General features: G+C 69.5%; 23 protein-coding genes. 14 read left to right on the plus strand and 9 right to left on the minus strand.

The features are described from left to right. The first annotated feature begins 26 nt into the window (after window positions 1–26). Window positions 27–722 carry a response regulator transcription factor gene (locus QJS31_RS04875; protein ID WP_306356020.1) on the plus strand — a complete coding sequence of 232 codons (696 nt, stop codon included), beginning with the start codon at window positions 27–29 and terminating at the stop codon, window positions 720–722. A gap of 7 nt (window positions 723–729) precedes the next feature. Here the strand turns inward: QJS31_RS04875 and QJS31_RS04880 are convergent, their stop codons facing one another. Next, the gene (locus QJS31_RS04880; protein WP_195144027.1) at window positions 730–1,287 is read right to left on the minus strand and encodes a hypothetical protein; all 558 of its coding nucleotides are present in this window, start codon (window positions 1,285–1,287) and stop codon (window positions 730–732) included. A gap of 412 nt (window positions 1,288–1,699) precedes the next feature. On the opposite strand from QJS31_RS04880, the gene QJS31_RS04885 reads away from it, so the two are divergent. The 7 genes from QJS31_RS04885 (at window position 1,700) to QJS31_RS04915 (ending at window position 9,020) form a co-directional block, all read left to right on the plus strand. After that, a complete protein-coding gene (locus QJS31_RS04885) occupies window positions 1,700–1,834 on the plus strand; it encodes a hypothetical protein (RefSeq protein WP_255222359.1) in 135 nt (44 codons plus the stop codon). A gap of 176 nt (window positions 1,835–2,010) precedes the next feature. Further along, complete coding sequence (locus QJS31_RS04890) at window positions 2,011–2,610, plus strand: TetR/AcrR family transcriptional regulator (RefSeq protein WP_282778962.1); 600 nt, start codon at window positions 2,011–2,013, stop codon at window positions 2,608–2,610. A 96-nt stretch (window positions 2,611–2,706) separates the two neighbouring features. Further along, window positions 2,707–4,182, plus strand: a complete 1,476-nt coding sequence (locus QJS31_RS04895) for an MFS transporter (RefSeq protein WP_282778960.1) — start codon at window positions 2,707–2,709, stop codon at window positions 4,180–4,182. Next, complete coding sequence (locus tag QJS31_RS04900) at window positions 4,179–5,210, plus strand: NAD(P)-dependent oxidoreductase (RefSeq protein WP_282778958.1); 1,032 nt, start codon at window positions 4,179–4,181, stop codon at window positions 5,208–5,210. The genes QJS31_RS04895 and QJS31_RS04900 overlap by 4 nt, the downstream gene beginning before the upstream one ends. Before the next feature lie 227 nt (window positions 5,211–5,437). Further along, the gene (locus QJS31_RS04905; protein ID WP_306356021.1) at window positions 5,438–6,553 is read left to right on the plus strand and encodes a class I SAM-dependent methyltransferase; all 1,116 of its coding nucleotides are present in this window, start codon (window positions 5,438–5,440) and stop codon (window positions 6,551–6,553) included. Window positions 6,554–6,678: 125 nt separating this feature from the next. After that, on the plus strand, window positions 6,679–8,478 hold the full coding sequence (locus QJS31_RS04910) for an alpha/beta fold hydrolase (protein WP_306356022.1): 1,800 nt from the start codon (window positions 6,679–6,681) through the stop codon (window positions 8,476–8,478). Further along, a complete protein-coding gene (locus QJS31_RS04915; RefSeq protein WP_306356023.1) occupies window positions 8,475–9,020 on the plus strand; it encodes a TetR/AcrR family transcriptional regulator in 546 nt (181 codons plus the stop codon). The genes QJS31_RS04910 and QJS31_RS04915 overlap by 4 nt, the downstream gene beginning before the upstream one ends. A gap of 140 nt (window positions 9,021–9,160) precedes the next feature. Here the strand turns inward: QJS31_RS04915 and QJS31_RS04920 are convergent, their stop codons facing one another. The 3 genes from QJS31_RS04920 to QJS31_RS04930 all read right to left on the minus strand — a co-directional run bounded on the left by QJS31_RS04920 (window position 9,161) and on the right by QJS31_RS04930 (window position 12,083). Further along, window positions 9,161–10,306, minus strand: coding sequence for a metallophosphoesterase (locus tag QJS31_RS04920; protein WP_306356024.1), 1,146 nt, complete (start codon window positions 10,304–10,306; stop codon window positions 9,161–9,163). Between the two features lie 74 nt (window positions 10,307–10,380). Continuing rightward, window positions 10,381–11,034 (minus strand): DUF4132 domain-containing protein, encoded by a 654-nt coding sequence (locus tag QJS31_RS04925; RefSeq protein ID WP_282778949.1) that lies wholly within the window; start codon window positions 11,032–11,034, stop codon window positions 10,381–10,383. 92 nt (window positions 11,035–11,126) lie between these two features. Further along, a complete protein-coding gene (locus QJS31_RS04930) occupies window positions 11,127–12,083 on the minus strand; it encodes an SMP-30/gluconolactonase/LRE family protein (RefSeq protein WP_306356025.1) in 957 nt (318 codons plus the stop codon). Window positions 12,084–12,225: 142 nt separating this feature from the next. On the opposite strand from QJS31_RS04930, the gene kstD reads away from it, so the two are divergent. Next, a complete protein-coding gene (kstD, locus tag QJS31_RS04935; RefSeq protein ID WP_372341506.1) occupies window positions 12,226–13,920 on the plus strand; it encodes a 3-oxosteroid 1-dehydrogenase in 1,695 nt (564 codons plus the stop codon). A gap of 95 nt (window positions 13,921–14,015) precedes the next feature. After that, complete coding sequence (locus QJS31_RS04940) at window positions 14,016–16,127, plus strand: prolyl oligopeptidase family protein (protein WP_282778944.1); 2,112 nt, start codon at window positions 14,016–14,018, stop codon at window positions 16,125–16,127. An 8-nt stretch (window positions 16,128–16,135) separates the two neighbouring features. Here QJS31_RS04940 and QJS31_RS04945 read toward each other — a convergent pair whose 3' ends face one another. Then, window positions 16,136–16,759 carry a TetR/AcrR family transcriptional regulator gene (locus tag QJS31_RS04945; protein ID WP_029931855.1) on the minus strand — a complete coding sequence of 208 codons (624 nt, stop codon included), beginning with the start codon at window positions 16,757–16,759 and terminating at the stop codon, window positions 16,136–16,138. Between the two features lie 41 nt (window positions 16,760–16,800). Beyond that, a complete protein-coding gene (locus tag QJS31_RS04950) occupies window positions 16,801–17,391 on the minus strand; it encodes a TetR/AcrR family transcriptional regulator (protein ID WP_282778940.1) in 591 nt (196 codons plus the stop codon). Window positions 17,392–17,469: 78 nt separating this feature from the next. Between QJS31_RS04950 and QJS31_RS04955 the strand changes: the two genes are divergently transcribed. From QJS31_RS04955 to QJS31_RS04970, 4 genes are all read left to right on the plus strand, one after another. Next, window positions 17,470–18,864: a YhgE/Pip domain-containing protein gene (locus tag QJS31_RS04955; protein ID WP_282778938.1), complete on the plus strand. Its 1,395-nt coding sequence runs from the start codon at window positions 17,470–17,472 to the stop codon at window positions 18,862–18,864. A gap of 121 nt (window positions 18,865–18,985) precedes the next feature. Then, a complete protein-coding gene (locus QJS31_RS04960; protein WP_282778937.1) occupies window positions 18,986–19,672 on the plus strand; it encodes a GAF and ANTAR domain-containing protein in 687 nt (228 codons plus the stop codon). A gap of 113 nt (window positions 19,673–19,785) precedes the next feature. Continuing rightward, window positions 19,786–20,418 carry a GAF and ANTAR domain-containing protein gene (locus QJS31_RS04965; RefSeq protein ID WP_282778935.1) on the plus strand — a complete coding sequence of 211 codons (633 nt, stop codon included), beginning with the start codon at window positions 19,786–19,788 and terminating at the stop codon, window positions 20,416–20,418. Window positions 20,419–20,579: 161 nt separating this feature from the next. After that, on the plus strand, window positions 20,580–21,197 hold the full coding sequence (locus QJS31_RS04970) for a sigma-70 family RNA polymerase sigma factor (RefSeq protein ID WP_282778933.1): 618 nt from the start codon (window positions 20,580–20,582) through the stop codon (window positions 21,195–21,197). A 239-nt stretch (window positions 21,198–21,436) separates the two neighbouring features. Here the strand turns inward: QJS31_RS04970 and QJS31_RS04975 are convergent, their stop codons facing one another. The 3 genes from QJS31_RS04975 to QJS31_RS04985 form a co-directional block, all read right to left on the minus strand. Further along, window positions 21,437–22,990 carry an MFS transporter gene (locus tag QJS31_RS04975; RefSeq protein WP_282778931.1) on the minus strand — a complete coding sequence of 518 codons (1,554 nt, stop codon included), beginning with the start codon at window positions 22,988–22,990 and terminating at the stop codon, window positions 21,437–21,439. A gap of 93 nt (window positions 22,991–23,083) precedes the next feature. Continuing rightward, a complete protein-coding gene (gene mscL, locus QJS31_RS04980; protein ID WP_282778929.1) occupies window positions 23,084–23,545 on the minus strand; it encodes a large conductance mechanosensitive channel protein MscL in 462 nt (153 codons plus the stop codon). A 132-nt stretch (window positions 23,546–23,677) separates the two neighbouring features. After that, window positions 23,678–25,204 carry a BCCT family transporter gene (locus QJS31_RS04985; protein WP_306356026.1) on the minus strand — a complete coding sequence of 509 codons (1,527 nt, stop codon included), beginning with the start codon at window positions 25,202–25,204 and terminating at the stop codon, window positions 23,678–23,680. Window positions 25,205–25,357 lie beyond the last annotated feature (153 nt).

Genomic DNA, 25,357 nt, shown 5'->3' on the forward strand with positions numbered 1-25,357 from the left:
GCGTGAATTTGCGCCACATCCTATCGATGGCCGGTATCGCGGCTACCGAACTCCCGGGTGATTTCGCCGAGCCCGGTGCGTCACGCCGTATCGGGTATGTCGAAGACCATCAGGCCACCGCTGTGGGGCTGGCCGCGGTGCTGGGCGAGCAGCCGGATCTCGCCGTGACCGCGATCGCGCCGACCGTGCCCGAACTCCTCGCGCGGGCAACGGATCTCGATCTGGTCGTGCTGAGTCTGGTGCTCGCCGACGGGTCCACGCCGCGGGCGAACATCACGACATTGCGGGAACGCGGGCTCGGCGTGCTGATCTATACCGCCGGGGAACGGCGTGACCTCATTCGGGCGGCGGCGCGGGCCGGGGCACTGGGTGTCGCGCTCAAGTCCGACCCGGTCGAGCTGATGGTGGCGATGGTGCGGGCGGCGGCCGCCGGACGGCCGGTGCCCGCCGCGAGTGGGGCACCGGCCGTCGGCTCCGACCCGGGCCTGGGGGACATCATCTTGCCGACGCGGCAGCGCGAGGTGCTCGAGCTGTACGCGAACGGCGAGACGGCGGGTTCGGTGGCGCGCCGGCTGGGGCTGTCGGAGTACACCGTCAACGACTACCTCGGCCGGATCCGCCGCAAGTACGCCGAGGCCGGGCGGCCCGTGCGGACGCGGGTGGATCTCTATCGGGAAGCCGCGAGGGACGGCTTTCTGCGGGATCCGCGCCACCGGGCCTGAGCGGCGGTCAGCGGGGGCAGCGGACGGTGTACTCCCATTTCGTCCGGGACGGCCCGGTGACCCGGACGGTGACGGAGGTGGCACCACCGGCCGGGACGGTCACCACGGCCGAGCCCGTGCCCTGGTTGGCATTGTCGCCGACATACCCGGTGTCGTGGATCTGCGCATTCTCGTAGAAGACCTGAATCCGATCGGGAATGTCGTATGTCTCGTAGGCCAGCACGAACGAGGTGGGTCCGGCGACGCCGAGTTGGTGGACCGTGGTGGTCACGCCCGCGCCGCCGGATTTGGTGGAGTTGTTGCACTGCTGGACCCCACCGCCGGGCAGACCGCTGCCGGAGGATCCGCTGTCGGACGAGCCCCCGCCCGCGGAACCACTGCCGCCGGAACCGCTGCCGGAACTTCCGGAGGAACTGCCGGAACCGATGATGTCGCCGAGAATGCCGCTACCGGTGTCGGCGCTACCCGGCTGGCCGGCGGCCACGGCCGACCCCATGCATGTCGCCACCGCCGCCGCGGCTCCCACGCCGAAACGAACCGCTGCTGAACCGATCCTCGAAACCATGACCGTCCTCCATGGAGCTATGCACAACCTTCGACAGATCGACGCGATCGTCGCGTCGTACGGCAGACGGTAGAAAGGCCGGGCCGGTGGCGGAATCCGGATCTTCTGTGCCCCGGAAGCCCTGCCCCTGAGATCGGGGGCAGCTTGGTGACCGGACTCACAATGCGCGGACTAGCTGAATTCCAAGTTAATAACGGCCCAATAAATGCAATAGTAGAACTATTCGCGGAATCTATGGGAGCCGGTAGCGGACAGGGTTGGGGCTCGGCTGATCGGGATGTATTCGGCTCGATTTGATTGTTGTGATCAGTGGTGTCCTTCTTTGGATTTCATGGGTTGTCGACCGCAATTGCCGGTGTTAGCTTTCCCCTTGTCCCCGAAAACCCTCCTCATCAGTACAGGTGGTTCAGAAATGATTAACTTCGTCAGCGGAATCGATGCCGGTTCCTCGGTGCTCAACAGCGGTTCCGGTGTGCTCGGGAGCGGTCTGGACCTGGGCACCGCGATCGTCAAGCTGATCGGCTCGATCGTCGGAATCTTCGCCTGATCCATCACGAACGCGGCGGTGCATTGCCATGGGCATGCGCCGCCGCATTCGTATATATGTCGTAAATTTCAGGAATTCCGGCGGAAGGGGTGTCGAGTATGCGTCGATATTCGTGCGGAATTCGCCGACGGCATCGGTATGGACCGAGTGGTCCAGAACTGGACTACCATCGTGGTATGTCGAATGACCCGAAGACCACCCGTGGGCGCGCGACCCGTGAGCGGATTGTCGAGCAGGCGGCCGAACTCATCGGCGAGCGCGGGGTGGATGCCACGAGTCTGGATGTGGTGCGTGCGGCGACGGGGGCGAGCAAGAGTCAGCTGTACCACTACTTCGCCGATCGGGATGATCTGATCGCCGCCGCGGTGGGGTATCGGTGCGAGCGGGTGATCGAGGAATTGACTCGGCTGCTGGGTCGGGTGGCGAGTCTGGAGGAACTCGAGCAGGCGCTCGCGGGGTTCGTGGCGGTGTACGAGCAGACCATGGCCGGATGCCCGATCGGGACCCTGGCCGGTGAGGTGGGAGATCGGAACGAGGCCGCGCGGCAGCAGGTCGCGTCCGCGTTCGACGCGTGGGAGCGGCTGTTCGCCGACGCCATCGCACGCATGGTCGAGCGGGGGGAGTTGCGGTCGGGTGCCGATTCGGCGGCGCTGGCGACCGGACTGCTGGCGAGTTTGGAGGGTGGGCTGCTGCTGGGGCATGCGCGGCGGGACCCCGTATCGCTGCGCTTGGCGGTGGAGGCCGGGCTGACGCGGCTGCGGATGGAGGCCGCCTGATTTCGCTGTGGGCGGACGGCCCATCACCACTCTGGACTGAATAGTCCAAAGACTGCTACCTTCGATTGGACTAAACAGTCCAATCGAAGGTGAATCATGGTTGCCGAAACCGACTCCACCCTGACCTCGGCCCGCGGCCGGTTGATCCTGCTACTCCTCTGCGCGGTCCAATTCCTCGATATCGTCGACTCCTCGATCCTCAATGTCGCCCTGCCCTCGATCCGCGCGGACCTGCCCTTCACTGCGCACGGCGTGCAGTGGGTGCTGAGCGGCTACCTGCTCACCTACGGCGGCTTCCTGCTGCTCGGCGGGCGACTGGCTGACCTGGTCGGACGCCGCCGCATGCTGGTCGCCGGAACGGTCCTGTTCGCGGCCTGCTCCCTCGCGGGCGGACTCGCCGTCACCCCCGAGATGCTGGTCGCGGCGCGCGTCCTGCAAGGCGTGGGCGCGGCCCTGATGGCCCCGGCCGGGCTGTCCATCCTCACCACCACCTTCCGGTCCACGGCCGACCGCAATCGGGCGCTCGGCGTCTGGGGCGCGGTCTCCGGCCTGGCCGCCGCCACCGGGGTCTTCTTCGGCGGCGTGCTGTCGGACGGTCCCGGCTGGCGGTGGGTGCTGCTGGTGAATCTGCCGGTCTGCCTGGCCATCATCGCCGCAGCGCACCGGCTGCTGCCCGCCGACGGCCCCCGCGAGCGGGTACGCGATTTCGATGCCGGCGGTGCGCTGCTGGGCACGGGTGGCATGCTGCTGCTCGTCTACGCACTGGTGCGCGCGCCCGAGCAGGGCTGGACCACCGCCGTCACCCTCGCCTGCTTCGCCGGGGCGGCGCTGCTGCTCGCCGCGTTCATCGGAAACGAACTGCGCCATCGCAATCCGCTGTTCCCCTTCTCCATCTTCCGGGTTCGCGGCCTGGCCGCCGCCGACGCCACCCAGATGCTGGCCTTCGCCGGATTCGTCTCCATGTTCTTCTTCCTCACCCTCTACATGCAGAATGTGCTCGGCTTCTCGCCGACCCAGGCCGGTGCCGCGTATCTGCCGGTGACCGTGGGCATGGGTATCGCCGCTGGCGTGTCCGCCAAGCTGTTCGAACGCGTCGGCACCCGGCCGGTGATCGTGGCGGGTGCGCTGATCGCGGCGGCCGCCATGTTCCAGCTGTCCCGCATTCCGGTCGGCGGCGACTACCGGTCGGATCTGCTGCCCGGCCTGCTGGTGGTGTCCATCGGGCTCGGCGCGGTATTCGTGGCCGTGACGACCGCGGCCAACGAGGGGGTGCCCGCCGATCGGGCGGGCCTGGCGGCCGGACTGCTCAACAGTTCGCAACAGCTCGGCGCCGCACTGGGTTTGGCGATTCTGACCGCCATCGCGACCTCGCGTACCAACGAGCTGCTCGCCGCGGCGACGGCGCCGCCGGAGGCATTCACCGCGGGCTTCCAGCGGGCGCTGTTCGTCTGCGGGATCTTCGCGCTCGCGGCGGCCGTGCTCGCCCTGCGCGCCGGTGAACTGCGTATCGGCAAGCACCGGTCGGACATCGATGCGGCCACTCCCGCCGTCGAGCTGAAGGGCATGGCATGAGCGCCACCGACCGCACCCGGGTACTGGTCACCGGAGCCACCGGATTCCTCGGTGGCCGCGCCCTGCGGGCACTGTCCACGCGCGCCGATGTCGAACCGATTGCCGCCTGCCGCAACCCGATTCGGTTGCCCGACTGGTTCACCGGCCAGGTGCGATCGGGCGACCTGCTCGATCCGGACTACCGCCGCGACGTGGTGCGCGATGTCGATGTGATCTGCCACCTCGGCACCTGGGGCGCCTTCTGGGGTCATCGCCGCGAAGAGCGCACCCACTTCCTGGAGCCCGCGGTCGACCTCGTGAATCAGGCGGTGGCGGCCGGAGCGCGTCGCTTCGTGCTGGCCGCCACGGTGGCCATCGCCACGCCGAGCCGGGACGGCACGGCGGTCGGCGATTTCGCCCCGGCCAGGTACACGGGATTCTGGCCGCATGCCGACCGCTTGATCGACCTCGACCGGCACCTGCGCGAAAGCAGCGGTGCGGGAACGGAAATGGTCACGCTTCGGCTCGGGCACTTCGTCGGGGCGGGGAATGCGCTCGGCCTGGTGTCCGCGCTCGCGCCCCGCCTGCGCACCCGGCTGGTGCCCTGGTTGAACGGCGGACGTGCGCGTCTGGCCCTGGTCGGGGACCACGATCTCGGCGAGGGAGTGGCGCGCGCGGCGCTCGCGCCGGGACTGGATTCGTACGAGTCGTTCAATATCTGCGGTCCCGAATTCCCCACCGCCCGAACGGTTATCGAGTTCATCGCCGACGAGATCGGCGCGCCCGCGCCGTGGTTCAGCGTGCCCTACCGCGCCGGATACGCCTTCGGCGGACTGATGGAGGCGCTGCATCCGGTGCTGCCCGGCGCGGATCCGTTCCTGACCCGGTCCCTGGTGCACGTCGCCGAGGACTGGTGGTGCCCCAGCGACTACGCCACGGCGAAGCTGGGATACCTGCCGACCCAGGATTGGCGGGATGCCGTGCGGGAGAACCTGCGGTGGCTGCGCGACCAGCCGCATACCTGGCCGCGTCTGGCGCAGGCGGTCTGACCCGGACCCCGCGTCGTTCCGGCCGGTGCGACGCGGGCGGTTCGCTCTCCTTGTCGGGGACTGTCGCCGGGGATACTATGTGATGCGCATCACGTCCAAGGAAGATCGGGTGCGGCGCATATTCGACATCACCGCGGGTGGGGTGGGTGTCACAAGGAAGCGGTGGGGCGATCGGCGCTCGTCGACCGCGCTGATCAACAGGTCGAATCATTCGGAATCGAGATGTCATGTCCGACGGTACGCAAACACTCGCAGCCGCCCCCGCGACCGGATCGGAGGATCCGGAATTCGCCGCCCGGGCGGAGGCCTTCGGCAACCGCATGCTGGAACTGATCAACGATGGCTTCCTGACGCTCATGGTCAGTATCGGCCATCAGACCGGGCTGTTCGACACCATGAGCGATCTGCCGCCCGCGACGAGTGCGGATATCGCCCGCGCCGCGAATCTGAACGAGCGCTATGTGCGGGAGTGGTTGTCCGCGCTCACCGTGGGGAAGATCGTCGACTACGACCCGGGCAGCCGTACCTTCGCCCTGCCCCCCGAGCATGCGGCGGCGCTGGCCAGGGCGGCCGGTCCGGAGAATGTCGCCGCCTTCACCCAGTACATCCCGCTGGCGGCGAGCGTCGAATCCGATGTCGTCGGCTGCTTCCGGCGGGGCGGCGGCGTGCCCTACTCGAAGTACGGCCGGTTCCAGCAGTTGATGGCGGAGGAGAGTTCCGCGATTCACGATGTCGCGCTGATCGATGTCACCATCACGCTGGTGCCGGGTCTGCCCGAGCGGCTTCGGGAGGGCATCGACGTCGCCGATATCGGCTGCGGCAGTGGGCATGCGCTGAACCTGCTCGGCCGGGAATTCCCCAACAGCCGGTTCGTCGGTTACGACTTCTCCGAGGAGGGCATCGCCACCGGTCGTGCGGAGGCGGAAGAGATGGGCGTGACCAATACCCGATTCGAGGTGCGCGATGTGACGAATCTGGGCGTGGTCGACAACTATGACCTGATCACCGCCTTCGACTCGATCCACGATCAGGCGCATCCCGCGCGCGTACTGAGCGGCATCGCCGATGTGCTCCGGGAGGACGGCACCTTCCTGATGGTGGATATCCAAGCCTCCAGCAATCTGGAGGAGAATATGGAGCATCCGCTCGGCCCGTCCATGTACACCATCTCCACCATGCACTGTATGACGGTGTCGCTGGCGCTCGACGGTGACGGGCTCGGCACCATGTGGGGCGAGCAGCTCGCCACCCGCATGCTGCACGACGCCGGATTCGCCTCCGTCGAGGTGAAGCATATCGAGGCGGACATCTTCAACAGCTACTACGTCGCGCGAAAGAGGTAGCGGCTCGCAATTCCGTTCTCCGAACGCCCTTCCCAGGGCGGTGTCACACGCGGTAGCCTATGACCGACCGGTCGGTCACTCCGTCGATGTGGTGACCGCCCGGTGCTTCGGCAGGAAGGGATGCGGTGGAATTCGTGACACGATGCGCGGCACTGATCGCCACGGCGGCGGTGCTCCTGGGTGGGGCCGCGGGTACGGCCGCGGCCGAGCGGGACGAGCCGGTGCCCTACAGCTATCTGGCCGGACTGGCGGCACAGGCCGCTGCCCCGGGCCAGCCGCCGCCGGGTGCGAACGACTGGTCCTGCCGCCCGAACGAGCGTCATCCGCGCCCGGTGGTACTGCTGCACGGGCTGGGCAATGAGACCGTGACCTGGCAGACGCTGTCGCCCCTGCTCGCGCGGTCCGGATACTGCGTCTTCACCACCACCTACGGCACGGGTGCGCTCGGGCCCGCGGTGGGCGCGCTGGCTCCGGTGGAACGCAGCGCCGCCGAGATCGGCGGGTTCATCGACCGCGTGCGCACCGCGACCGGTGTGGACCGGGTGGATGTCGTGGGGCATTCGATGGGTGCCGCGGTGCCCTTCTTCTACATGCACCACCTGGGTGGCGCGTCGACCATCGCCCGCCTGATCGGCCTGGGTGGGCCGTTTCACGGGACGACCGTCAGCGGGTTGGCCATGTTCGGCGACCGCGTCCGTGATCTGCCGGGCGCGGCGGCGATCGTCGCGGACTGCGGACCGTGCCAGATGTCGCCGGGTTCGCCGATGATCGATCTGTTGCGCGCCGATCCCCGGCTGCTGCCCGAGACCGAATTCGTCGGCATCGTCAGCCGATACGACGAGATCGCCACCCCGTACACGACCGGACTTCTGGAGGGACCCAACGCGCGCAACGTGGTGCTACAGGATGTGTGCGCCACCGACTTCAGCGAGCACTACGGCCTGACATCGGACCCGGTCGCGGTCGCGGAGGTGCTCAATGCCCTGGACCCGGAGCGGGCGCGGCCGGTGGACTGCACCGTGGTCGCACCGCTGCTCGGGCCTTTGGCGCCGCCGGTCGAGCACGGGGGGCGTGCGATGAACCGCCCTGCCCGCCTCGACATCGATACGCGCCACGGCAGCGTGGCGGTGTGGTTGTCCGGACCGGAACGTGGCGATGTGCCGGGAGTGCTACTGCTGCATGCCAATCCGGGCGATCATCGCGATTTCGATGCCGTCGCGGCGGAGTTCGCTCGGGAGCTGCCGGTAGCGGGCGTCGACTGGCCCGGCTACGGCGATTCGTCCGCCGCGAACCCGGAGGAGATGACCGCGGACAGTCTCGGAGAGGTGGCGGTCGAGGTGGTCGATGCGTTGGGGCGGAGGGGAATTCAACGCGTTGCCATTATCGGCAACAGTGTCGGCGGCTATGCCGCGGTGCGCGCGGCACAGCTCCGGCCGGAACGGGTGCGGGCGGTGGTGCTGGTGCAGCCCGCCGGATTCACCCCGGCGAACATCGCGACCCGTCTGGTCTGTCGAGCGATGGGGCGGCCCGCACTGGCGCGCCACCTCGTCCGGCCCAGTGCCCGCGCCTACCTGGGGCCGCTGCGCGACGCCGGACATCGCGCCATCTACGAACGGGCGCAACGGGTTCCGGATGATCCGGCCCGGCTGGCCGTCTACTGCTCGCTGTGGCGCAGCCTTGCCGATCCGCGATGCGACCTGGTCGCCGAGGCTCCGCTGCTGTCACACACCCCGGTTCAGGTGGTGTGGGGTACGCGCGATCCGATCAATCCGTGGCCGCTCAATCGACGCGGTATCACCCGTGCCCTGCCGCACGCCCGCATCTCGACGCTGCCCACCCGGCACGAACCGTTCAGCGAGCACCCGGGGCTGTTCCTCGACGCGGTGCGGCCGTTTCTCGAGCACCGGGCAGGATCGGTGTCATGAGATCCGCCGAACCGGGCCGCCGCGCCCTGCTGGACGCCGGCCGCGCCCTGCTGGCCACCTCCGACCTGTCCAAGCTGTCGGTCAACTCCATCACCGCCACCGCCAATATGGCCAAGGGTAGCTTCTACCAGCACTGGCCCAGCCGCGACGACTACATCCTCGCCCTGCACCGCGCCTTCCACGACCACCTGTTCGAGCGGGTGCGAGACCGGATCGCCGACCACCGGCCCGGGGCCGAACGCCTCGCCACCGGCATCCAGGTCTATCTCGACGGCTGCCTCGCCGAACCGGCCACCAAGGCCCTGCTCGTCCAGGCCCGCACCGAGGCGGCGCTCGGTGACGAAGTGGCGCAACGCAATCGGCAGGCCGCGGGCGTCATCGCCGAGGATCTCGCCGCGATCGGCTGGACGGACCCCGAACCGGTCGCAGCCCTGCTCGTCGCCGCCGTCGCGGAAACCGCGCTCATGGAATTGGCCGATCGGAGCCCCCGCCCCGACCTTCGGGACGCACTGCTCCGGCTGGCCGCGCCGCCGCGTGACTGAGCGGCCCGACGCCCGCCCGGAATCCGCGTAGGGTGTGGTGGACCCGGCGGACACCGGTCCCACGGCTACGACGTCACGGGGGTCCGGCGGTACGTTCGCGGCCTCGCGCGGGAGCGAATCGCGAAGCGCGCGATATCCGCTCAGTCGCGGGCAGCGGGTCGTTCCGCACGCAAGATGAGCAGGGTGATCTCGCTCGGGGCGAATACGCGGAGTTGCGGGCCCCAGAAGCCGGTGCCGCGGCTGGTGTAGAGCTGGGTCGCGCCGTGCCGGGACAGACCCGCCACCACCGGCTGGTCGAGGCGGACCAGGTAGCGGAAGGGCCAGATCTGGCCGCCGTGGGTGTGGCCGGAGATCTGCAGGGCCACGCCCGCCGCCTGGGCTTCGATGATCTGCTTGGGCTGGTGGGCCAGCAGGATGACGGGGAGGTCGCGGTTCGCGCCGTCCAGGGCGGCGGTGAGGTCGGGGCCGTGGCCCGGGAGAGCGGTGCCGGTGGGGTCGTCGATGCCCGCCAGGACGAGGCTGTCGCCGCCGTGGGTGAGGGTTTCGTGCTGGTTGTGCAGGGGCTGCCAGCCGATCGAGGTCATGTGGTCGATCCAGCCCTGGGCGTCGCCGAAGTACTCGTGGTTGCCGGTGATGTAGTAGCGGCCCAGGCGGGCCTCCACCTTGCCGAGCGGGTCGACCTGGGCGTGCCGCTTCTCCACCGAGCCGTCGGCGAGGTCGCCCGCATGGCAGGCGATATCGGGTTCGAGCGCATTGACCACCTCGACCACGCGTTCGGACCAGCGCAGCCGGTCGGTGGCGGCGTAGTGGGTATCGGTGACGACCGCGACCCGCACCCCGTCCAGGCCCGCGCCGAGACCGCGGATGGGCACCTCCACGGTGCGCACCCGGGGCACCCGACGTGCCTCGACGACGCCCCAGACGCTGAGCGCCACCGAGACGGCGAGCACCCCCGCCGCGACGAGACGGGAGCGCGCCGGATCATCCACCCCCGCGACGGACAACCCCACCCCGGCCGCCAGGCCGATCGCCGACCAGCTGAACAGCACCCACATCACGCCCAGCAGGGTGTCGCCCACGATCGACGCCGCATCCGACTGTCTGCTCCCGTGCCCGAGCAGCATGGTCGTCGGCAGCACGGCGTAGCCCAGCAAAAATACCGCCGTACCCAGCCAGAACAGCGTGCTCGCGCCGTCGGTGGGCGCGGCGACCAGCGTCCACCAGGGTAGGAGGAACAGCAGGGCGGGAATCGCCAGGAACAGGATGATGCGGGGGAGATACTTCACGGGAGGACCATTCTCGTCGGCGCGGCGCGAGATGCGACAGCGCCGCGCCAGTGGTCCCATCGACACTAACAGCGTCAGCGGGAGAGCCGTTCCAGCTGTCGCAGCAGCTCCGAGGCGGCGACGGGCTCCAGCGCCCCGAAGACGCCGCCGCTCACCTCCACCCCGAAGATGCGCAGCTCGTCGGGGTCGTCGTGGAACCCGCCCCGAATGCCGCGGTCGAGGGTGAGCGTCACGTCGTGGCGGGCGTCGACGCGGCGGTGCGCCCACCGGTCGGCGAGGACCCAGCCGAACCGCTGGAGCCCGAACACCCGTGCCGTGGCCACCCGGCGATTGTCGAAGCGGGCCAAGCGATTCGACGCGGCCTCCGCCGCCGTGCAGGCGTACACGTCACGATCGAGCTGAGCGAACGGCTGTGCCAGCCCGCGCTCGGAGTACACCGCACGCCACCGTGCGCGGGCGTCGCCGAGGTGCAGCGGATGCGCGACACCGATGAGCGCGTCGTCGGGCAGTTCGAGCGCCACCCCCTCGATGTCGAGGTACGCACCATCGTTATCGATCCGAAACGACGTAGCGACAGCGCCATCCGCATCGAAGGCCGCCCAGACGACCCGCCGTGCCATCGCCCCGAGCCCCGGCTGCTCGACGACCGTCTTCCGATGCGTCCCCACCCGCCACCGGCGGCCGTCCACCATGGCCCCCTCGAGGCGCCGAATCTGTTCGGTGGTCACCTGTCAGCTCCTCGGCGCGCCCGCTGCCGGGGTCGGAGCGAATCCCGGTGGGCCGCTCGGGCGGCGGTGGGTCGATCGTAGGTCACCGGCGTTCACGCGAGCCGGACCCGCAGCACAGTGCCGCTTTCGGTGCTCACCAGCAGTTCCCGGTCGGAGTCTGGGGCGGTGGTCACCGCGGTCATGGGTTCGCCCGTCAGCACGGTGCAGGTGGTGTGCGTGTCCGGGTCGAGGCGCACCAGGTGGCCGCTGGTGGTGGCGACGTAGAGTCGGCCGTCCGGGCCGACGGTGAGATCGTCGGGAAGAGCGGGGGCGGTGAACGGGGCGGCCGCGAGGTCGGCGGCCACGCTCGGACGGCCGGGATCGTCGAGGGGGACGCGGAGCACCCGGGCGGCCGGACTGCTCATGATCGTGACGTAGACCGAATTACCGTGTACGGCAATGCCGTTGACGGCGAGGCCGTCGGCGCTGACGGTTTTCGGGGCGCGCTCGGTCCACTCGGTGTCGACGGTGCCGTCGGGACGGATGCGGACCACCCCGGCGGTGGTGTCGCCGACGTAGAGGTTGCCCGCCGCGTCGAAGTCCGCGCCATTGGCCATGCCGAGGCCGCTCACGAAGGGCTCCGGTCGGGGGTCGGCGGCCGTCGGATCCAGACGGACGACGCCGCCGGAGCGAGTGAGGGCCGAGAACGGCGCATTGCCGGTGTTCACGTACAGCAGGCCGTCGGGGCCGAAGGCGATCGCGCCGGGGAAGGCCACGGGGACCGTCGCGGTGAGTTCACCGGAGGGGCTGTAGCGCTCCACCGCGTTGCGGTACATGCGCCCCACCCAGATATCGCCGCGAGCGTCGACGCCGATGCTTTCCGCCCAGTCCAGCACCGGAATCCGCAGTGGCAGTGCGGTTGTCGTGGCGGCGGCGCATCCGGTCGGCTCCGCCCCGGCCGGGGTGATCGCGGCCGTCGTGGCGAGTGCGGCAACCCCGACCGCGAACGACAGCCGGACGGCGGCGCGGGCGAGTGCGCCGGTGGCGGCGATGCCGCGGTTGCGTTCCATGGACCTGTGTTCTCCCATTCGGACTGTCCGACCCGCAGTCAATCTAGCCGCTCGCCCGACGGGGCGTGCGGCCCGATTCGCCCGGCTGGTGACCGGCGGGTAACCTTCCGCTCGCACAAGATCTGAAAGGACCGTCGTGAAGATTTCGGGCTCGGATGCGGAAACTGCCGAGCGCGTCGTCGACGTTCTCGTGGTGGGTTCGGGTGCGGCGGGTATGAGCGCCGCGCTGACCGCAGCCGCCCACGGCCTGCACCCGGTCGTCATCGAAAAGTCCTCGTACTGGGGCGGTTCCAGCGCACGGTCCGGCGGCGGTGTCTGGATTCCCGACAATCGGGTGCTGCGCGAGCAGGCCCCGGCCGACGACCTCGAACAGGCCCGCCGCTACCTGCACGGCATTGTCGGGCCGCACGCCGATCCAGCGCGGATCGACGCCTACCTGGACCGCGGCGCGGAAGCCCTGAACTTCCTGATCGACACCGCCCCACTGCATCTGGAATGGGTGCGCGGCTACTCCGACTACTATCCGGAGGCCCCCGGCGGCCGGGCGGGCGGACGCTCCTGCGAGCCGCTGCCCTTCGACACCCGCCGCCTCGGCGCGGACGCCGCCACCCTGCATCCGCCCTACAGCACCGCGCCCACCAATGTCGTGGTGAAGCAGTCCGAATACCGTTGGATCAGTGTGGGATTGCGCACCTGGCGTGGTCCGGCCGCCATGCTGCGGGTCGGTGCGCGGGCCATCGGGGCGTACCTGCGCGGTCGCCGCCTGCGCGGCCTCGGCGCGGCCCTCATGGGCGAACTCATGCTGGGGCTGCGAACGGCCGGGGTGCCCGTGGAACTCGGCACCGCGCTCACCGAACTCATCACCGAGCACGATCGCGTGGTGGGCGCCCGCGTCGAGCGCGACGGGCGCTCCGAGGTGTGGCGGGCCCGGCACGGAATCATCCTGGCCTGCGGCGGTTTCGAGCACAATGCCGAGATGCGGCGCAAGTACCAGCGTGAGCCCGTCGGTTCGGAGTGGACCACCGGCGCGCCCACCAACACCGGTGACGGCATCACCGCCGCGCTGAAACTCGGTGCGGCCGTGCGCCTCATGGACGACGCGTGGTGGGGGCCCGCCATCCCGCTGCCCGAGGGGCCGTGGTTCGCGCTGACCGAACGGTCACTGCCGCGCAGCATCATCGTCGACGCCCGGGGTGAGCGGTTCATGAACGAATCGCTGCCGTATGTCGAAGCGGTGCATCGGATGTACGGCGGCGACTTCGGGCAAGGCGACGGTCCGGGCGAGCACATTCCCGCCTGGCTGATCTTCGACAAGAAGTACCGCAACCGGTACATGTTCGCCACGCTGCCCGGCCGCGCCCCGCTGCCCGAGGCGTGGCTGGAGTCCGGCGTGCTGGTCGCAGCGGCCACCATCGCGGAACTGGCGGAGCGGATCGGCGTGCCCGCCGCCACCCTGACCGCCACCGTCGAGCGCTTCAACGGCTTCGCGGACAACGGGGTGGACGAGGACTTCCAGCGCGGCGAGAGCGTCTACGACCACTACTACGGCGATATCGCCAACAAGCCCAATCCGAGTCTCGGGCCGCTGACCAAGGGCCCGTTCTACGCGGCGCGGCTGGTGCCGGGCGACCTCGGCACCAAGGGCGGCATCGACACCGACGCCGCCGGCCGCGCGCTGCGGGCCGACGGCTCGGTGATCGCGGGGCTCTACGCGGCGGGCAACACCAGTGCGCCGGTCATGGGCCATACCTACGCTGGACCGGGGGCGACCATCGGTCCGGCGCTGGTGTTCGGGTACCTCGCGGCGCTCGATATCGCCGACCGGGCGCGCGGCTGACACACCGATCCCGCGCGCCACGCCACCGCCTCGTCGACCATCGGTCATTCTCGACCGTGGGTGGACAGGGTGGTTCCGATACCGAAGGGGGCTTCATGGGTGGCGTGGGCAGGTGGTGGCGGACGGGGCTGGCGACCGTGGTGGTCGCGGTGATCGCGGCATGCGGTACGGCGGACGGTGCGCAGGATCCGCACCTGTGGCTGGAGGAGCTCGACAGCCCCCGGGTGCGGCAGTGGGTGGCCGACCAGAACGCGCGGACTCTCGATGTGCTGGAACGGCATCCGGACTTCCCCGGCAACCTCGCGGTGGCCCGGGAAATCGGCAACTCGCCCGATCGGATCCCCGTGCCCAGGCTCGAACACGGGCGGGTCGGCAACTTCTGGCAGGACGCCGAGCATCCGCGCGGCATCTGGCGCGAGACCACCCGCGCCGATTACGAGTCACCGCAACCGCATTGGACCACGGTGCTGGACCTCGACGCGGTCGCGCGGGCGGACGGCAAGAGCTGGGTGTGGAAGGGCATCGACTGCGATCCGGTCCGGCACACCCGATGTCTGGTGCGACTGTCCGAGGGCGGCGAGGACGCCGTGACCGTCCGGGAATTCGACCGCACCACAGGCGCGTTCGTCGACAGCGGGTTCACGCTGCCTCGCGGGAAGCAGTACGCGGCCTGGCTCGACCTCGATACGCTGCTGGTCTCGCGGGAGTGGCGGCCCGGTGAGGTCACCGCCTCCGGCTACCCCTATATCGTCAAGCAGCTGCGGCGCGGCCAGCCACTCGACGCCGCCGTGGAGGTGCTGCGCGGCGACCCCGCCGACGAACTCGCCACCCAGCCGGTGCTGCTGGAGGACGGCGCGGGCGGCCGGATGAGCCTGATCCGGCGCGGCACCACCTTCTTCGAGCACGAGGTGAGCCGTTTCGACGGCCGCGCGCCGGAACCGCTCGGCATCCCGCCCAAGCACGACCTGGAGGGCCTGATCGGCGATCGACTGCTGATCGGTCTGCGGCAGGACTGGACCGTCGCGGGCGTCACCCATGCCGCCGGAAGCCTGCTGTCGCTGCGGGTGGCCGAGCTCACCGCCGACCCGAGCCGGATGCGGCCGGTGCCGGTGTATGTGCCCGGCCCACGGGAGGCGCTGGGCAGCGTCCTCGTCACCCGCGACCGGATCGTGGTCACCTCGCTCGACGATGTGCGCGGGCGCGCCGCCGTCCACACCCCGCTTCCGGACGGAACCTGGTCGGCCGCACCGGTTCCCGTGCCCGAGAACGCCACCGTCGAGGCCGTGGACGCCGACGCGGCGGGCGATATCGCCTATCTGTCGGTGACCTCGTTCCTCACCCCGGCCACGCTCCTGAGCCTGGATACGGCCAGCGGCGTGGCCACCCCGGTGAAAATGGCTCCGGCCCGGTTCGATTCGTCGCGCTACGTGGTGGAGCAGCGGAAGACCACCTCGCCGGACGGCACCCGTGTGCCCTACTTCGTGGTCCGGCCCGCCGGGATGGCCTTCGACGGCACCAATCCCACCGTGCTGTCGGCCTACGGCGGGTTCGGTTCGGTGTCCACGCCCGGTTACGACGGGGTGCTGGGCCGGCTGTGGCTGGAGCGGGGCGGCGTCTACGTGCTGGCGAATATTCGCGGCGGCGGTGAATACGGGCCGCGCTGGCACGAGGCGGCGCGCGGGGTGCACCGGCAGCGCGCCTACGACGACTTCGCGGCCGTGGCACAGGATCTCATCGCCCGCGGCATCACCACGCCGCGTCACCTCGGCATCCAGGGCGGCTCGAACGGCGGGCTGCTGGTCGGCGTGCAGCTCGTGCAGCGCCCGCACCTGTGGAATGCCGTCGATATCGCGGTGCCGCTGCTGGATATGCTGCGCTACGAGGAGATCGCCGCGGGGGCGTCCTGGGCGGACGAATACGGCACGGTGGCCGATCCGGAGCAGCGCGCCTTCCTCGCCGCCATCTCGCCCTACGCCCAGCTGAAGGCCGGGGTGGTCTACCCGGAACCGCTGGTGTGGACCACCACCACCGACGATCGGGTCGGCCCGCAGCACGCCCGCAAATTCGCCGCCCGGCTGGCCGAACAGGGGCACCCGTACCTGTTCTACGAGGCCACTCGGGGCGGCCACGGCGGCGGCTCGAACAATGATGAGCGGGCGTACACCACCGCGCTGGAGTACACCTACTTCCAACGCCAGCTCGGCTGATCCGGCCGTCAGCGGTCGATGAGGGCGACCGCGATCGGCACCAGCAGTTCCACGAGCTCGTCGACCGGTGGGCGAGGCTGCTCCAGCAGCCATTCGTGTGCCAGGCCGTTGATCGCGCCGATGAGGGCGCTGGTGGCCAGGGCCGGATTGCCACGCACCCGCGCACCGGATCCGGCAATGGGTTCCAGTGCCGCCAGCACCACCCGGCCCCAGGCGTGGCGACGGGCGCGACGATGCTGTTCCATGCGCTCGCTCACGCCGACCACCTCGATGAAGGCCACCTTGGCGCGGTACGGATCGGAGTCGATGGAGGCCAGGTACGCCGCCAGCACCCGGGTGACGGCGGCGGTGGGATCGCCGCCGGTGAGATCGCCCAGCGCCGCGGCGATGGCGGCTCCGGCCTCGTCCTGGATCCGGTCGTAGGCGGCGACGAGGACGTCCTCGCGGGTCTCGAACTCCTCGTAGAACTGTCGTTTGGACAGTCCGGCCGCCGCGCACACATCGGCCAGCGAGCAGTTGGCGTAGCCGCGTTCGGCGAAGATCTTGGTCGCGGCGTCCAGGAAGCGCTGCCGTCGCTCGGCCCTGCGCTCGGCCACGGCCCGCCCGCCGTACTGCCTGCCCTCCACTGTCACGTCACACACCGTAGCCGGGCGGCTGCCGGGGCGGGAATCGCTCAGGGGCGGGGACGCAATCCGTGGGTGAGGTGGCGGACCATATCGGTCAGCAGCTGGTCGGCGTCGTAGTCGCTGGTGAAATCCGAGGCCACGATGGTGGCGACGCCCTGTAGTGCGGCGATGGCGGTCAAACCGAGGCGTTTGGGGTCACCGGCCACGATCTCGCCCTCGGCCTGTCCCACGGCGATGAGGTCCACCGGCACCGCGAAGGCGCGCTGCACCGCCGCGGACAGTTCGGGGGAGGTGGAGCGCTGTTTGCGGGCGAACATGAGGGCCAGCAGTTCCGGATTCTCGACGGCGAAGCGCAGGTAGGCGCGGGCCATGCCGTAGAGGCGTTCGGTCACCGGACCCTCGGTGACGGTGTGGGCGAAGCATTCGCCCAGCCGGTCGAAGCCGGTGGCGGCGAGCTGGTCGAGCAGGGCCTGCTTATCGCGGAAGTGGCGGCTCGGGGCCGCGTGGCTGACGCCGATGTCGCGGGCCAGCTGGCGTAGCGACAGGCCGTCCACCCCTACTGTGCGCAAGGTGGCCTCGGCGCGTTGGAGCAGCGCCGAGCGCAGATCACCGTGGTGGTAGCGAGAACGGATGGACATGGTCCGCACAGGATATCCGACACATCCGTAATGTTGGCATTGACTACTTTGTAGCCACTGCCTACATTGGCGAAGGCTATGACGAACCAGAGCGCCCCCGAGGCGAAAAGCGGTGCGCACGTGGATGAGACGAACGCACCCCAAGGCCAACCCGCCGCCGCGACGGCCCCCGCATCCGGACGCCACCTCTCCCCGCGCGGGTGGGTCTTCCCGATCGCGGTCGTGAGCCTGCTTGCCGCACTGCTGGGCACCATGTACCTCGGCTACACCGCCGACCCGGAGAAGAATCTGCACGATTTCCCGGTCGCGCTGGTCAATCAGGACGTCGGCGACACTCTCGACGGGCAGCCCGTCAACTTCGGCGACCAGATCACCGCGGCCATGGTCGAGAAGGTTCCGGCCGACAAGATCGACCTGCGCCCGCTCGGCATCAACGAGGCCCGGCGGCAACTCCAGCACGGACAGGTCTACGGGGCCATCATCATCCCCGGGGACTTCACCAAGCGGATGGCCATTCTCGGCGCGGCCGCCGTGGTGCCCGGCGAGGTGGAACGGCCCATCATCACCGTCAATACCAACCCGCGCGCGGGCACCTACGCGGCCTCGATCATGCAGCGGGTGACCGATCGTGCCATGCGCGAGGTGAACGCGACCGTCGGCACCCAGCTCACCGAGCGGGTGGAGGCGCAGCTGCGGCCGCCGCCGGGCAGCGAGACCGCGGCCGCCGCGCTCACCGGGGCCGCGCGCCTGCAACTCGCCGAGCCGATCAATATCGACATCGCGCCCTACCGTCCGCTGCCCGAGGGCACCGGACAGGGGCTGTCGGCCTTCTTCTACACGCTCATCCTGTTGTTCGCGGGCTTCAGCGGTGCCATGATCATCCATTCGCTGGTGGACTCCTCGCTCGGCTACGCGCCCGCGGAATACGGTCCCTACTACCGGAATTCGCCGCCCGCGCCGATCAGTCGCCGGCGTACGCTGCTGCTCAAATGGGGTGTCGCGGTGGTGACCGCGCCCATCGTGTCCGCCATCTTCCTCGGCATCGCCACCCTGCTGGACATGCCCGTCGACCATCCGCTCACGCTGTTCCTGTACGGCACCCTGGCCGTGGTCGCGGTCGCGGTGACCGGGCTGTCGGTGCTGGCCGCCTTCGGCACGCCGGGGCTGGTGGTGAACATGGTCCTGTTCGTGGTGCTCGGACTGCCGTCCTCGTCCGGGTCCATTCCGATCGAGGCGACCCCGCGCTACATCGCCGATCTGGCCGCCTTCGAGCCCATGCACCAGATCTACCTGGCCGTGCGCGCGATCCTGTTCTTCGACGGTCATCTGGAAGCGGGCCTGAGCCAAGGCATCTGGATGACGGTGCTCGGACTCGGGATCGGCCTGCTGTTCGGGGCGATCGCCACGCACACCTACGATCTGCGCGGCCTGTCCCGGCTCGGTGTCCCGCACCGGACGGTCGCGGAATCGTAGCCGCCGCATCGGGAACGTACCGACCGATCGTGCTGTGCACGAGGGACTTTCGACTCTGGACCGGCCGGGCTACCCTGCGGATACTGGCTGCCAACAAGGTGTCGTGGAGTGGTTCGGTGGGATGGGTGCTGCACAGTTCGATCAGCTGACCGGACAGTTACTCCGGTCGGTGCGCGACGGCGGCGGCGGAATGCTGGCCGTGTGCGGGGCCTGCGTGCACGTGCTGCCGGTGCGGCGGGCGGCCATCGTGCTCGAGGAGCGCGATGCCGGACTGCAACCCTGGTGTGCCAGTGACGAGATCGCCGACCGGGTGGAGGCCGCGCAGGCCACCGCCGGGGAAGGGCCGGCGGTGTCGGCGGTGGACGACGGAGTGCCGGTCGCCGTTCCCGACCTGGCCACCGAGGTCGAGCGCTGGCCCGGATTCGCCGAGGCGCTGGGTGATGCCGCCCCGCGCGGATCCCTGCTGGCGATTCCGCTGCGCCTGGGCGGAGCCCGGCTCGGCGCGCTCGATCTGTACCGGGACGCGATCGGGCGGCCCGGCCCCCGGCTGGTGACGGCGAGCCTGCACGTCGCCGACCTGGTGACCGCCAGCCTCGTCCTGGCGGCCGAGGGGGAGGCGCGGCGCTGGGGCCAGCCGTCGTCGAGCCGGTGGATCCACCAGGCCGCGGGGATGGCCAGCGCCCAGCTCGGCATCGAAGTGACCGACGCCTACGCGCGGATGCGCGGATACGCCTTCTCCCACGGGCTTTCGCTGGTCCAGGTGGCGCGGGGAGTGGTGGACCGGAGCATATGTTTCGAGCCGGAATGAGACGGCTATTGGCGTTGAAGCTTCACGTTCTCATACGATGGGAAGTTGGGCGGCGCGGCACGGGAGTTCATTTTCGCGGCGGAGACGTATGTCCGGCGATCGGGGTGATGGCGGTGTCAGACGGTGAGCTGCTGGTCCTGCGCAGCGCCATGGGCGTACTGGAGCCCGACGGCGTCACCGTCGCGGTCCGGCTGCCCGATCAGCCGGAACTGTTCGGGGCGCTGCCCGAGGAACTGCTGGACCTCGAAGCCTGCCAGTGGGATCGGGGCGACGGCCCCGGCGCGGTGGCCTTCTCGTGCCGAGCACCCATGACCATCACCGAGATCGAGCGCTACCGTGACATCTGGCCGGAGTACGCCGATCTGGCGCGACGGCAGGGCATCTGCGCCGTGGCCGCCATCCCCATGCGCGTGGACGACACCGAAGCCGGTGTGCTGAGCCTGTATTCGCATGAGCCGCGACCGTGGTCGCGACGCGACGTGCACCGTGCCGCACTGTTGGCCGCCATGGCCGCCGAGCACATTCTCAGCAGGCATCAGGTGCGCCAGCACCAACGCACCACCGCCCAACTGCGGCACGCGCTGACCTCGCGGATCGTGGTGGAACAGGCCAAGGGCGTCATCGCCCACGCGCACGGCACCACGACCACCGTGGCGTTCGAGCTCATTCGTGCCCACGCCCGGCGCAATCGGGTCACCGTGCACGCCGTCGCCCGCGGCATCGTGGAGCTGGGTCTGCGAATCTGAGTGACCTGGCGAAGATCCCCGATGTGCATTTCGCCGACGGAGTAGCCTGAGCACTGCGGAGCCGAGATCCCCTGTCCCCGGATGGATTCCGCAGTGACAAGCGAGCGTCCAGAACCTCGACGCCCGTCCGCGATCCTGCATATCCACCGGGGGCTTCACTCATGTCACAACCACCCTGTACCACGGCGGCGCCCGCCGCCGCCCGCCCGATCCGCCGCGGCAGCGACTACGACGATCTGCTCCGCCGTGTCGGCGACCGCGACCGCGACGCCTACGACCGGCTCTACCGCGCCACCCGCGCACTGGTGTTCTCCCGGGTGCGGGTCGTCGTGCGCGACATCGGATACGCCGAGGAGACCTGTCACGAGGTGTACCTCCAGGTCTGGCGCAGCGCCGCCGCCTTCGACCCGGCGCGCGGCAATGCCCTCACCTGGCTGTGCGCCCTGGCCCACCATCAGGCGGTGGACCGCGTGCGCCGCGAACGCACCGCCTATGGGTACGAAAACCGCTGGGGTGCGAGCGATTACCGCCGCCCGGCCGACGTGGTGGCCGAGGAGATCGTGCGTCGCCACGAAGAACACGCGGTACGAACGGGTTTGACCGCCCTCAGCCCGCGCCAACGCGAATCGGTGATGCTGGCCTTCTACTGCGGCCTCACCTACCGCCAGGTCGCCGCCCGCCTCGGCATCGGCGAACCCGCCGCCAAGGCCCGCATCAGATCCGGCCTGGCCCAACTGAAATCGGTCCTGCTGTCCGACGCCGCACCCGCCCGCACCTGACGACCCCGCAACAGTTCGGTCGGCAGGTACAGCTGCGCCCACATCGCGCGGCGCGCAGTTCGAATTGAACCGCCGCATCGGCCGATCGCGGAGCGACCGGCCGGGCATCGGTTCCAGCCGGCCGGCGTGACGCCGCGGTGGTCCGACGACCCCGGGCCGAAGGAGGCCGTGCGGTGGCCAGCCGCCGGTCCGACCGAGCAGACGCCGGGGCGGGCTCCCGCCGTCACCGGCTGTGACCGTCAGTGGCTGGCAGTGGCCTTGAAGCCGTGCGGGACGAGGGTCACCGTGAGCAGCGCCACCGTGCCGACCAGCGCCACCGAGATCCACGCCGTGGTGGTGAGGGCGAGGTCGAAGGCGTGGCTGGCGGTGGTGAGGATCTGCTCGGCGATCGGACCGTCCGCACGGCTCGCCACATAGGCCGCACCGCCGACGGAGCCCTGCGCGGTATCGAGATCATCGCCGCGCAGCGGCAATCCCGTCACATGGGCGGCGAAGATCCGGGCGTGGATACTGCCGAGCAGTGCCACCCCGAGACCGATGCCGAGTTCGTAGTTGGTCTCCTCGACGGCACCGGCCTGACCCGCACGCTCGGGCGGCACCGCCGCCACCATGACCGCGGCGGCGGTCGTGACCGCGAGCCCGTCCCCGAGCCCGAGGGCAACCAGCACCAGCGCCACCACGGGGTACACGGTGGGCTCCGGCGAGATCGCCAGCACGGCGAAACCGGCGGCGAGGGCGAACAATCCGACGCCGAGCACGGTGCGCACCCCGACGTGGCGCAGCAGCCACGGCGTGGCCAGCGACCCCAGCAGCGTCGCCACCGCCGCCGGAATGGTGCGAACACCCGCCTCCAGCGGTGAGTAGCCGTGAATGTACTGCAGCCACAACGAGATCAGGAACAGTGCCGCGCCGATGGCGAGCATGGCCACCAGCGTCGCCAGCGCCGCCGCCAGGAAGGTGCGATTGCGGAACAACCGCACATCCAGCAGCGGATCGGCCGAGCGCAGCTGCCGCAGGGCGAACAACGCCAGCAGCGCCAGTGCCACCAGCAGCATCGCCGCGTCGAGCACCGTCACACTGCCCGCGGCGAGGTGTTTGATGCTCCAGGCCAGCGCCACCACACCGGCGATGGACAGCGCCGCACTCGTGAGGTCGAGGCCACCCTGCTGCGGTGCGCGGTATTCCGGCAGCAGCGCGATACCGGCCACCACCGTCACCACGACCACCGGAACGTTCACCCAGAAGGCCGCCGACCATCCGAAGTGCTCCACCAGCACACCACCGGCGACCGGGCCCACGCATGCGCCCGCTCCGGCGACCGCCGCCCAGATGCCGATGGCCAGCGTGCGTTCGTGGTCGTCGGTGAAGATGGTGCGGATCAGCGACAGCGTGGACGGCATGACCATGGCGCCGCCGATGCCGAGCAGCACCCGCCCGAGAATCAGCTGCCAGGGCTGCTGCGCCGTCGCCGCCACCACCGAGGCGAGGCCGAACAGCACGAAACCGATGAGGAACAGTCGCTTTCGGCCCTGCCGGTCGCCCAGCGCACCGCAGGTGATGAGCAGGCCGCCCAGGACGAGGCCGTAGATGTCGATGATCCACAGCTGTTCGATCGGGCTGGGCTGCATGTCCTGGATGAGCGAGGGCAGCGCCACATTCAGGATGGTGGCGTCCATGGCCACCAGCAGCAGGCTCGCGCACAGCACCGCCAGCATGGCCCAGCGTCCGGGCAGCGGGGTGTCCGCGCTGTCGGAATCGGGTGCGGGCACCTGCCCGCGGGGGACCCGGCCCATCGTCGCGCCTCCTCGCCTCGCGTGTTGGCAATGGTTCGGTTAACGACGATAGCCCGAAACGGAGAACGCCCGCGCCGGGCACGGCCGTTCGCGCTACTTCGTGGCCGAATCGCCGTTCGGCCCGTCGCCGGTGGCACGCGCCGCCAGCGCGTGCTTGCCGTCACCCACGGCGCGCTGCGCCACCAGCAGGTCGCGGATCTCGGCGAGCAACTCCAGCTCGGTGGGATCGGCCTTGACCTCGGTCGGGGCGGCGAATCGCTTCTTCAGGTGGTTCATCGGCAGGATGAGCACGAAGTACAGCACCGCCGCCACCATGACGAAATTGATGGCCGCGCTGATGATCGGCCCCACCGCCACGAAGGTGGCGGGTTTGTCGCCGACGATCTGAAAGCCCAGGCCCAGTTCACCATTGGTGCCCAGAATCGCCAGCAGGGGTTCGATCAGCCCTTTGGTGACCGAGGTCACGATGGCGGTGAAGGCCGTGCCCATGACGACCGCCACCGCCAGATCGATGACATTGCCCCTCATCAGGAACTCTTTGAAACCCTTGAACATGATCCGCTGAATCCAATCCGCGCCGGTTCACTAGTGCCGGGCGCAGTCTAAGGCGGATCGAGCCGCGATTTCGCCTCGGCGACCGGGTCTATTAGCTGTGAAGTTGCCAACGTCGGTGGGGTGGTTCGTGACTCAGCCCACCCCCGCGCGTTTCGGCGTCCGGCCGGTGCGGATCGCGCGGTCGCTGCGGAAGGTGCGCACCAGGGCCACGCACATGGCCAGCATGACCACGCTGAACGGCAGCGCGATGAGCACCGCCACGGTCTGCAGGGTGGTGAGCGCCTGTGCGCCCTCGCCGCTGGCCACCAGTAGCGCGATGGCCACGGTGCCCATGGAGCAGGTCCAGAACACCCGGCTCCATACCGGCGGCTCCGGATTGCCGCCGGAGGAGATCATATTCACCACCAGCGCACCGGAATCGGCGGAGGTGACGAAGAACAGCACGATCGCCAGGATCGCGATGCCCGCGGTGAGCGCGCCGCCGGGCAGCGTGTGCAGCAGGGCGAACAGCGCGCTGTCGCGATCGGGACCCTCCGGCCCGATGAGTCCACCGCCGCCGAACATCTCGCGGAACAGCCCGGCGCCGCCGAAGACGCTGAACCAGAGGAAGGTCAGCAGCGTCGGCACCAACAGCACTCCGGCCACGAATTCACGCACCGTGCGCCCGCGCGAGATACGGGCGATGAACACGCCCACGAAGGGTGCCCAGGAGATCCACCAGCCCCAGTAGAAGACCGTCCACTGCTGCGTCCAGTTGGTGCCCTTCGGTCCCTCGGTCGCGCCGGTGTAGAGGCTGATCTTGGGCAACTGCTGGAGGTAGGTGCCGATGTTCTGCACCAGGTCGTTGACGATGAACAGCGTCGGACCGACCGCCAGCACGAACAGCAGCAGCATGCCCGCCAGCCCCATATTGATCTGCGACAGCCATTTGATGCCCCGGTCCACGCCGGTCACCACCGAGACGGTGGCCAGCAGGGTCACTGCGATGATGAGCACGACCTGAAAGCCCTTGCCGGGCTGGTTGATCCAGCCCTGGTAGTTCAGGCCCGCCGAGATCTGGAGCACGCCCAGCCCGAGCGAGGTGGCCACACCGAATACGGTGCCGATCACCGCGACGATGTCGATAAGGTCACCGCGCCATCCGCGAATGCGTTCCGGAGCGAGCGATTCCAGCGCCCATCGAATGGACACCGGACGCTTGCGGCGGTGGATCGAGTACGCGATGGCCAGTCCCACCACCACGTAGATGGCCCACGGGTGGATTCCCCAGTGCAGGAACGTCTGCACCATGGCCGCGTCGGCGCGCTGGGCGTCCGTATCGCCCACGCCCGGGCGGGGATCGTCGTAGTGGAACAGCGGTTCTGCGACGCCCCAGAACACCAGCCCGATTCCCATCCCGGCGGCGAACAGCATGGCCAGCCAGGCGGTGATCGAATACTCGGCCGGTTCCCCGTCGTCGCCGAGGGTGATGTCGCCGAATCGGCCCAGCCCCAACCAGATCGCGAACACCACGAACAGTGACACGATGACGATGTAGTACCAGCCCATTCCGCCGATCACATTGTCCTGCAAGGCTTTCGCCTGCTCGGCGGCGGTATCGCGGAACACGATGGCATAGACGGTGAACGCGACCACCACGATGGCGGCGGGCCAGAACACCCTGGGTTCGACGGCGGATCGAGGGTGAACCGCGCTCGTGTCGGATGAAACGCTGCTCGGTGCGCTCACGTACTCCGTCCTCTGTGGTGTTGGCATGTCCCCTGTGAATCCCCCGTGCGGACGGGTTCTCGACCCCGGCCCGCAGACGGCCGG

Source organism: Nocardia sp. CC213A (genome assembly GCF_030766805.1).
Lineage (GTDB): Bacteria > Actinomycetota > Actinomycetes > Mycobacteriales > Mycobacteriaceae > Nocardia > Nocardia otitidiscaviarum.

Bases quoted from the DNA above. Each gene is read 5' to 3' on its own strand.
- QJS31_RS04875 (WP_306356020.1), top strand. From the start codon at position 27: ATGGCCGGTATCGCGGCTACCGAACTCCCGGGTGATTTCGCCGAGCCC.
- QJS31_RS04900 (WP_282778958.1), top strand. From the start codon at position 4,179: ATGAGCGCCACCGACCGCACCCGGGTACTGGTCACCGGAGCCACCGGA.
- QJS31_RS04960 (WP_282778937.1), top strand. From the start codon at position 18,986: ATGGGTGCTGCACAGTTCGATCAGCTGACCGGACAGTTACTCCGGTCG.
- QJS31_RS04915 (WP_306356023.1), top strand. From the start codon at position 8,475: ATGAGATCCGCCGAACCGGGCCGCCGCGCCCTGCTGGACGCCGGCCGC.
- QJS31_RS04880 (WP_195144027.1), bottom strand. From the start codon at position 1,287: ATGGTTTCGAGGATCGGTTCAGCAGCGGTTCGTTTCGGCGTGGGAGCC.
- QJS31_RS04930 (WP_306356025.1), bottom strand. From the start codon at position 12,083: ATGGAACGCAACCGCGGCATCGCCGCCACCGGCGCACTCGCCCGCGCC.
- QJS31_RS04955 (WP_282778938.1), top strand. From the start codon at position 17,470: ATGACGAACCAGAGCGCCCCCGAGGCGAAAAGCGGTGCGCACGTGGAT.
- QJS31_RS04890 (WP_282778962.1), top strand. From the start codon at position 2,011: ATGTCGAATGACCCGAAGACCACCCGTGGGCGCGCGACCCGTGAGCGG.
- QJS31_RS04940 (WP_282778944.1), top strand. From the start codon at position 14,016: ATGGGTGGCGTGGGCAGGTGGTGGCGGACGGGGCTGGCGACCGTGGTG.
- QJS31_RS04895 (WP_282778960.1), top strand. From the start codon at position 2,707: ATGGTTGCCGAAACCGACTCCACCCTGACCTCGGCCCGCGGCCGGTTG.
- QJS31_RS04950 (WP_282778940.1), bottom strand. From the start codon at position 17,391: ATGTCCATCCGTTCTCGCTACCACCACGGTGATCTGCGCTCGGCGCTG.
- QJS31_RS04885 (WP_255222359.1), top strand. From the start codon at position 1,700: ATGATTAACTTCGTCAGCGGAATCGATGCCGGTTCCTCGGTGCTCAAC.
- QJS31_RS04975 (WP_282778931.1), bottom strand. From the start codon at position 22,990: ATGGGCCGGGTCCCCCGCGGGCAGGTGCCCGCACCCGATTCCGACAGC.
- QJS31_RS04970 (WP_282778933.1), top strand. From the start codon at position 20,580: ATGTCACAACCACCCTGTACCACGGCGGCGCCCGCCGCCGCCCGCCCG.
- QJS31_RS04905 (WP_306356021.1), top strand. From the start codon at position 5,438: ATGTCCGACGGTACGCAAACACTCGCAGCCGCCCCCGCGACCGGATCG.
- mscL (WP_282778929.1), bottom strand. From the start codon at position 23,545: ATGTTCAAGGGTTTCAAAGAGTTCCTGATGAGGGGCAATGTCATCGAT.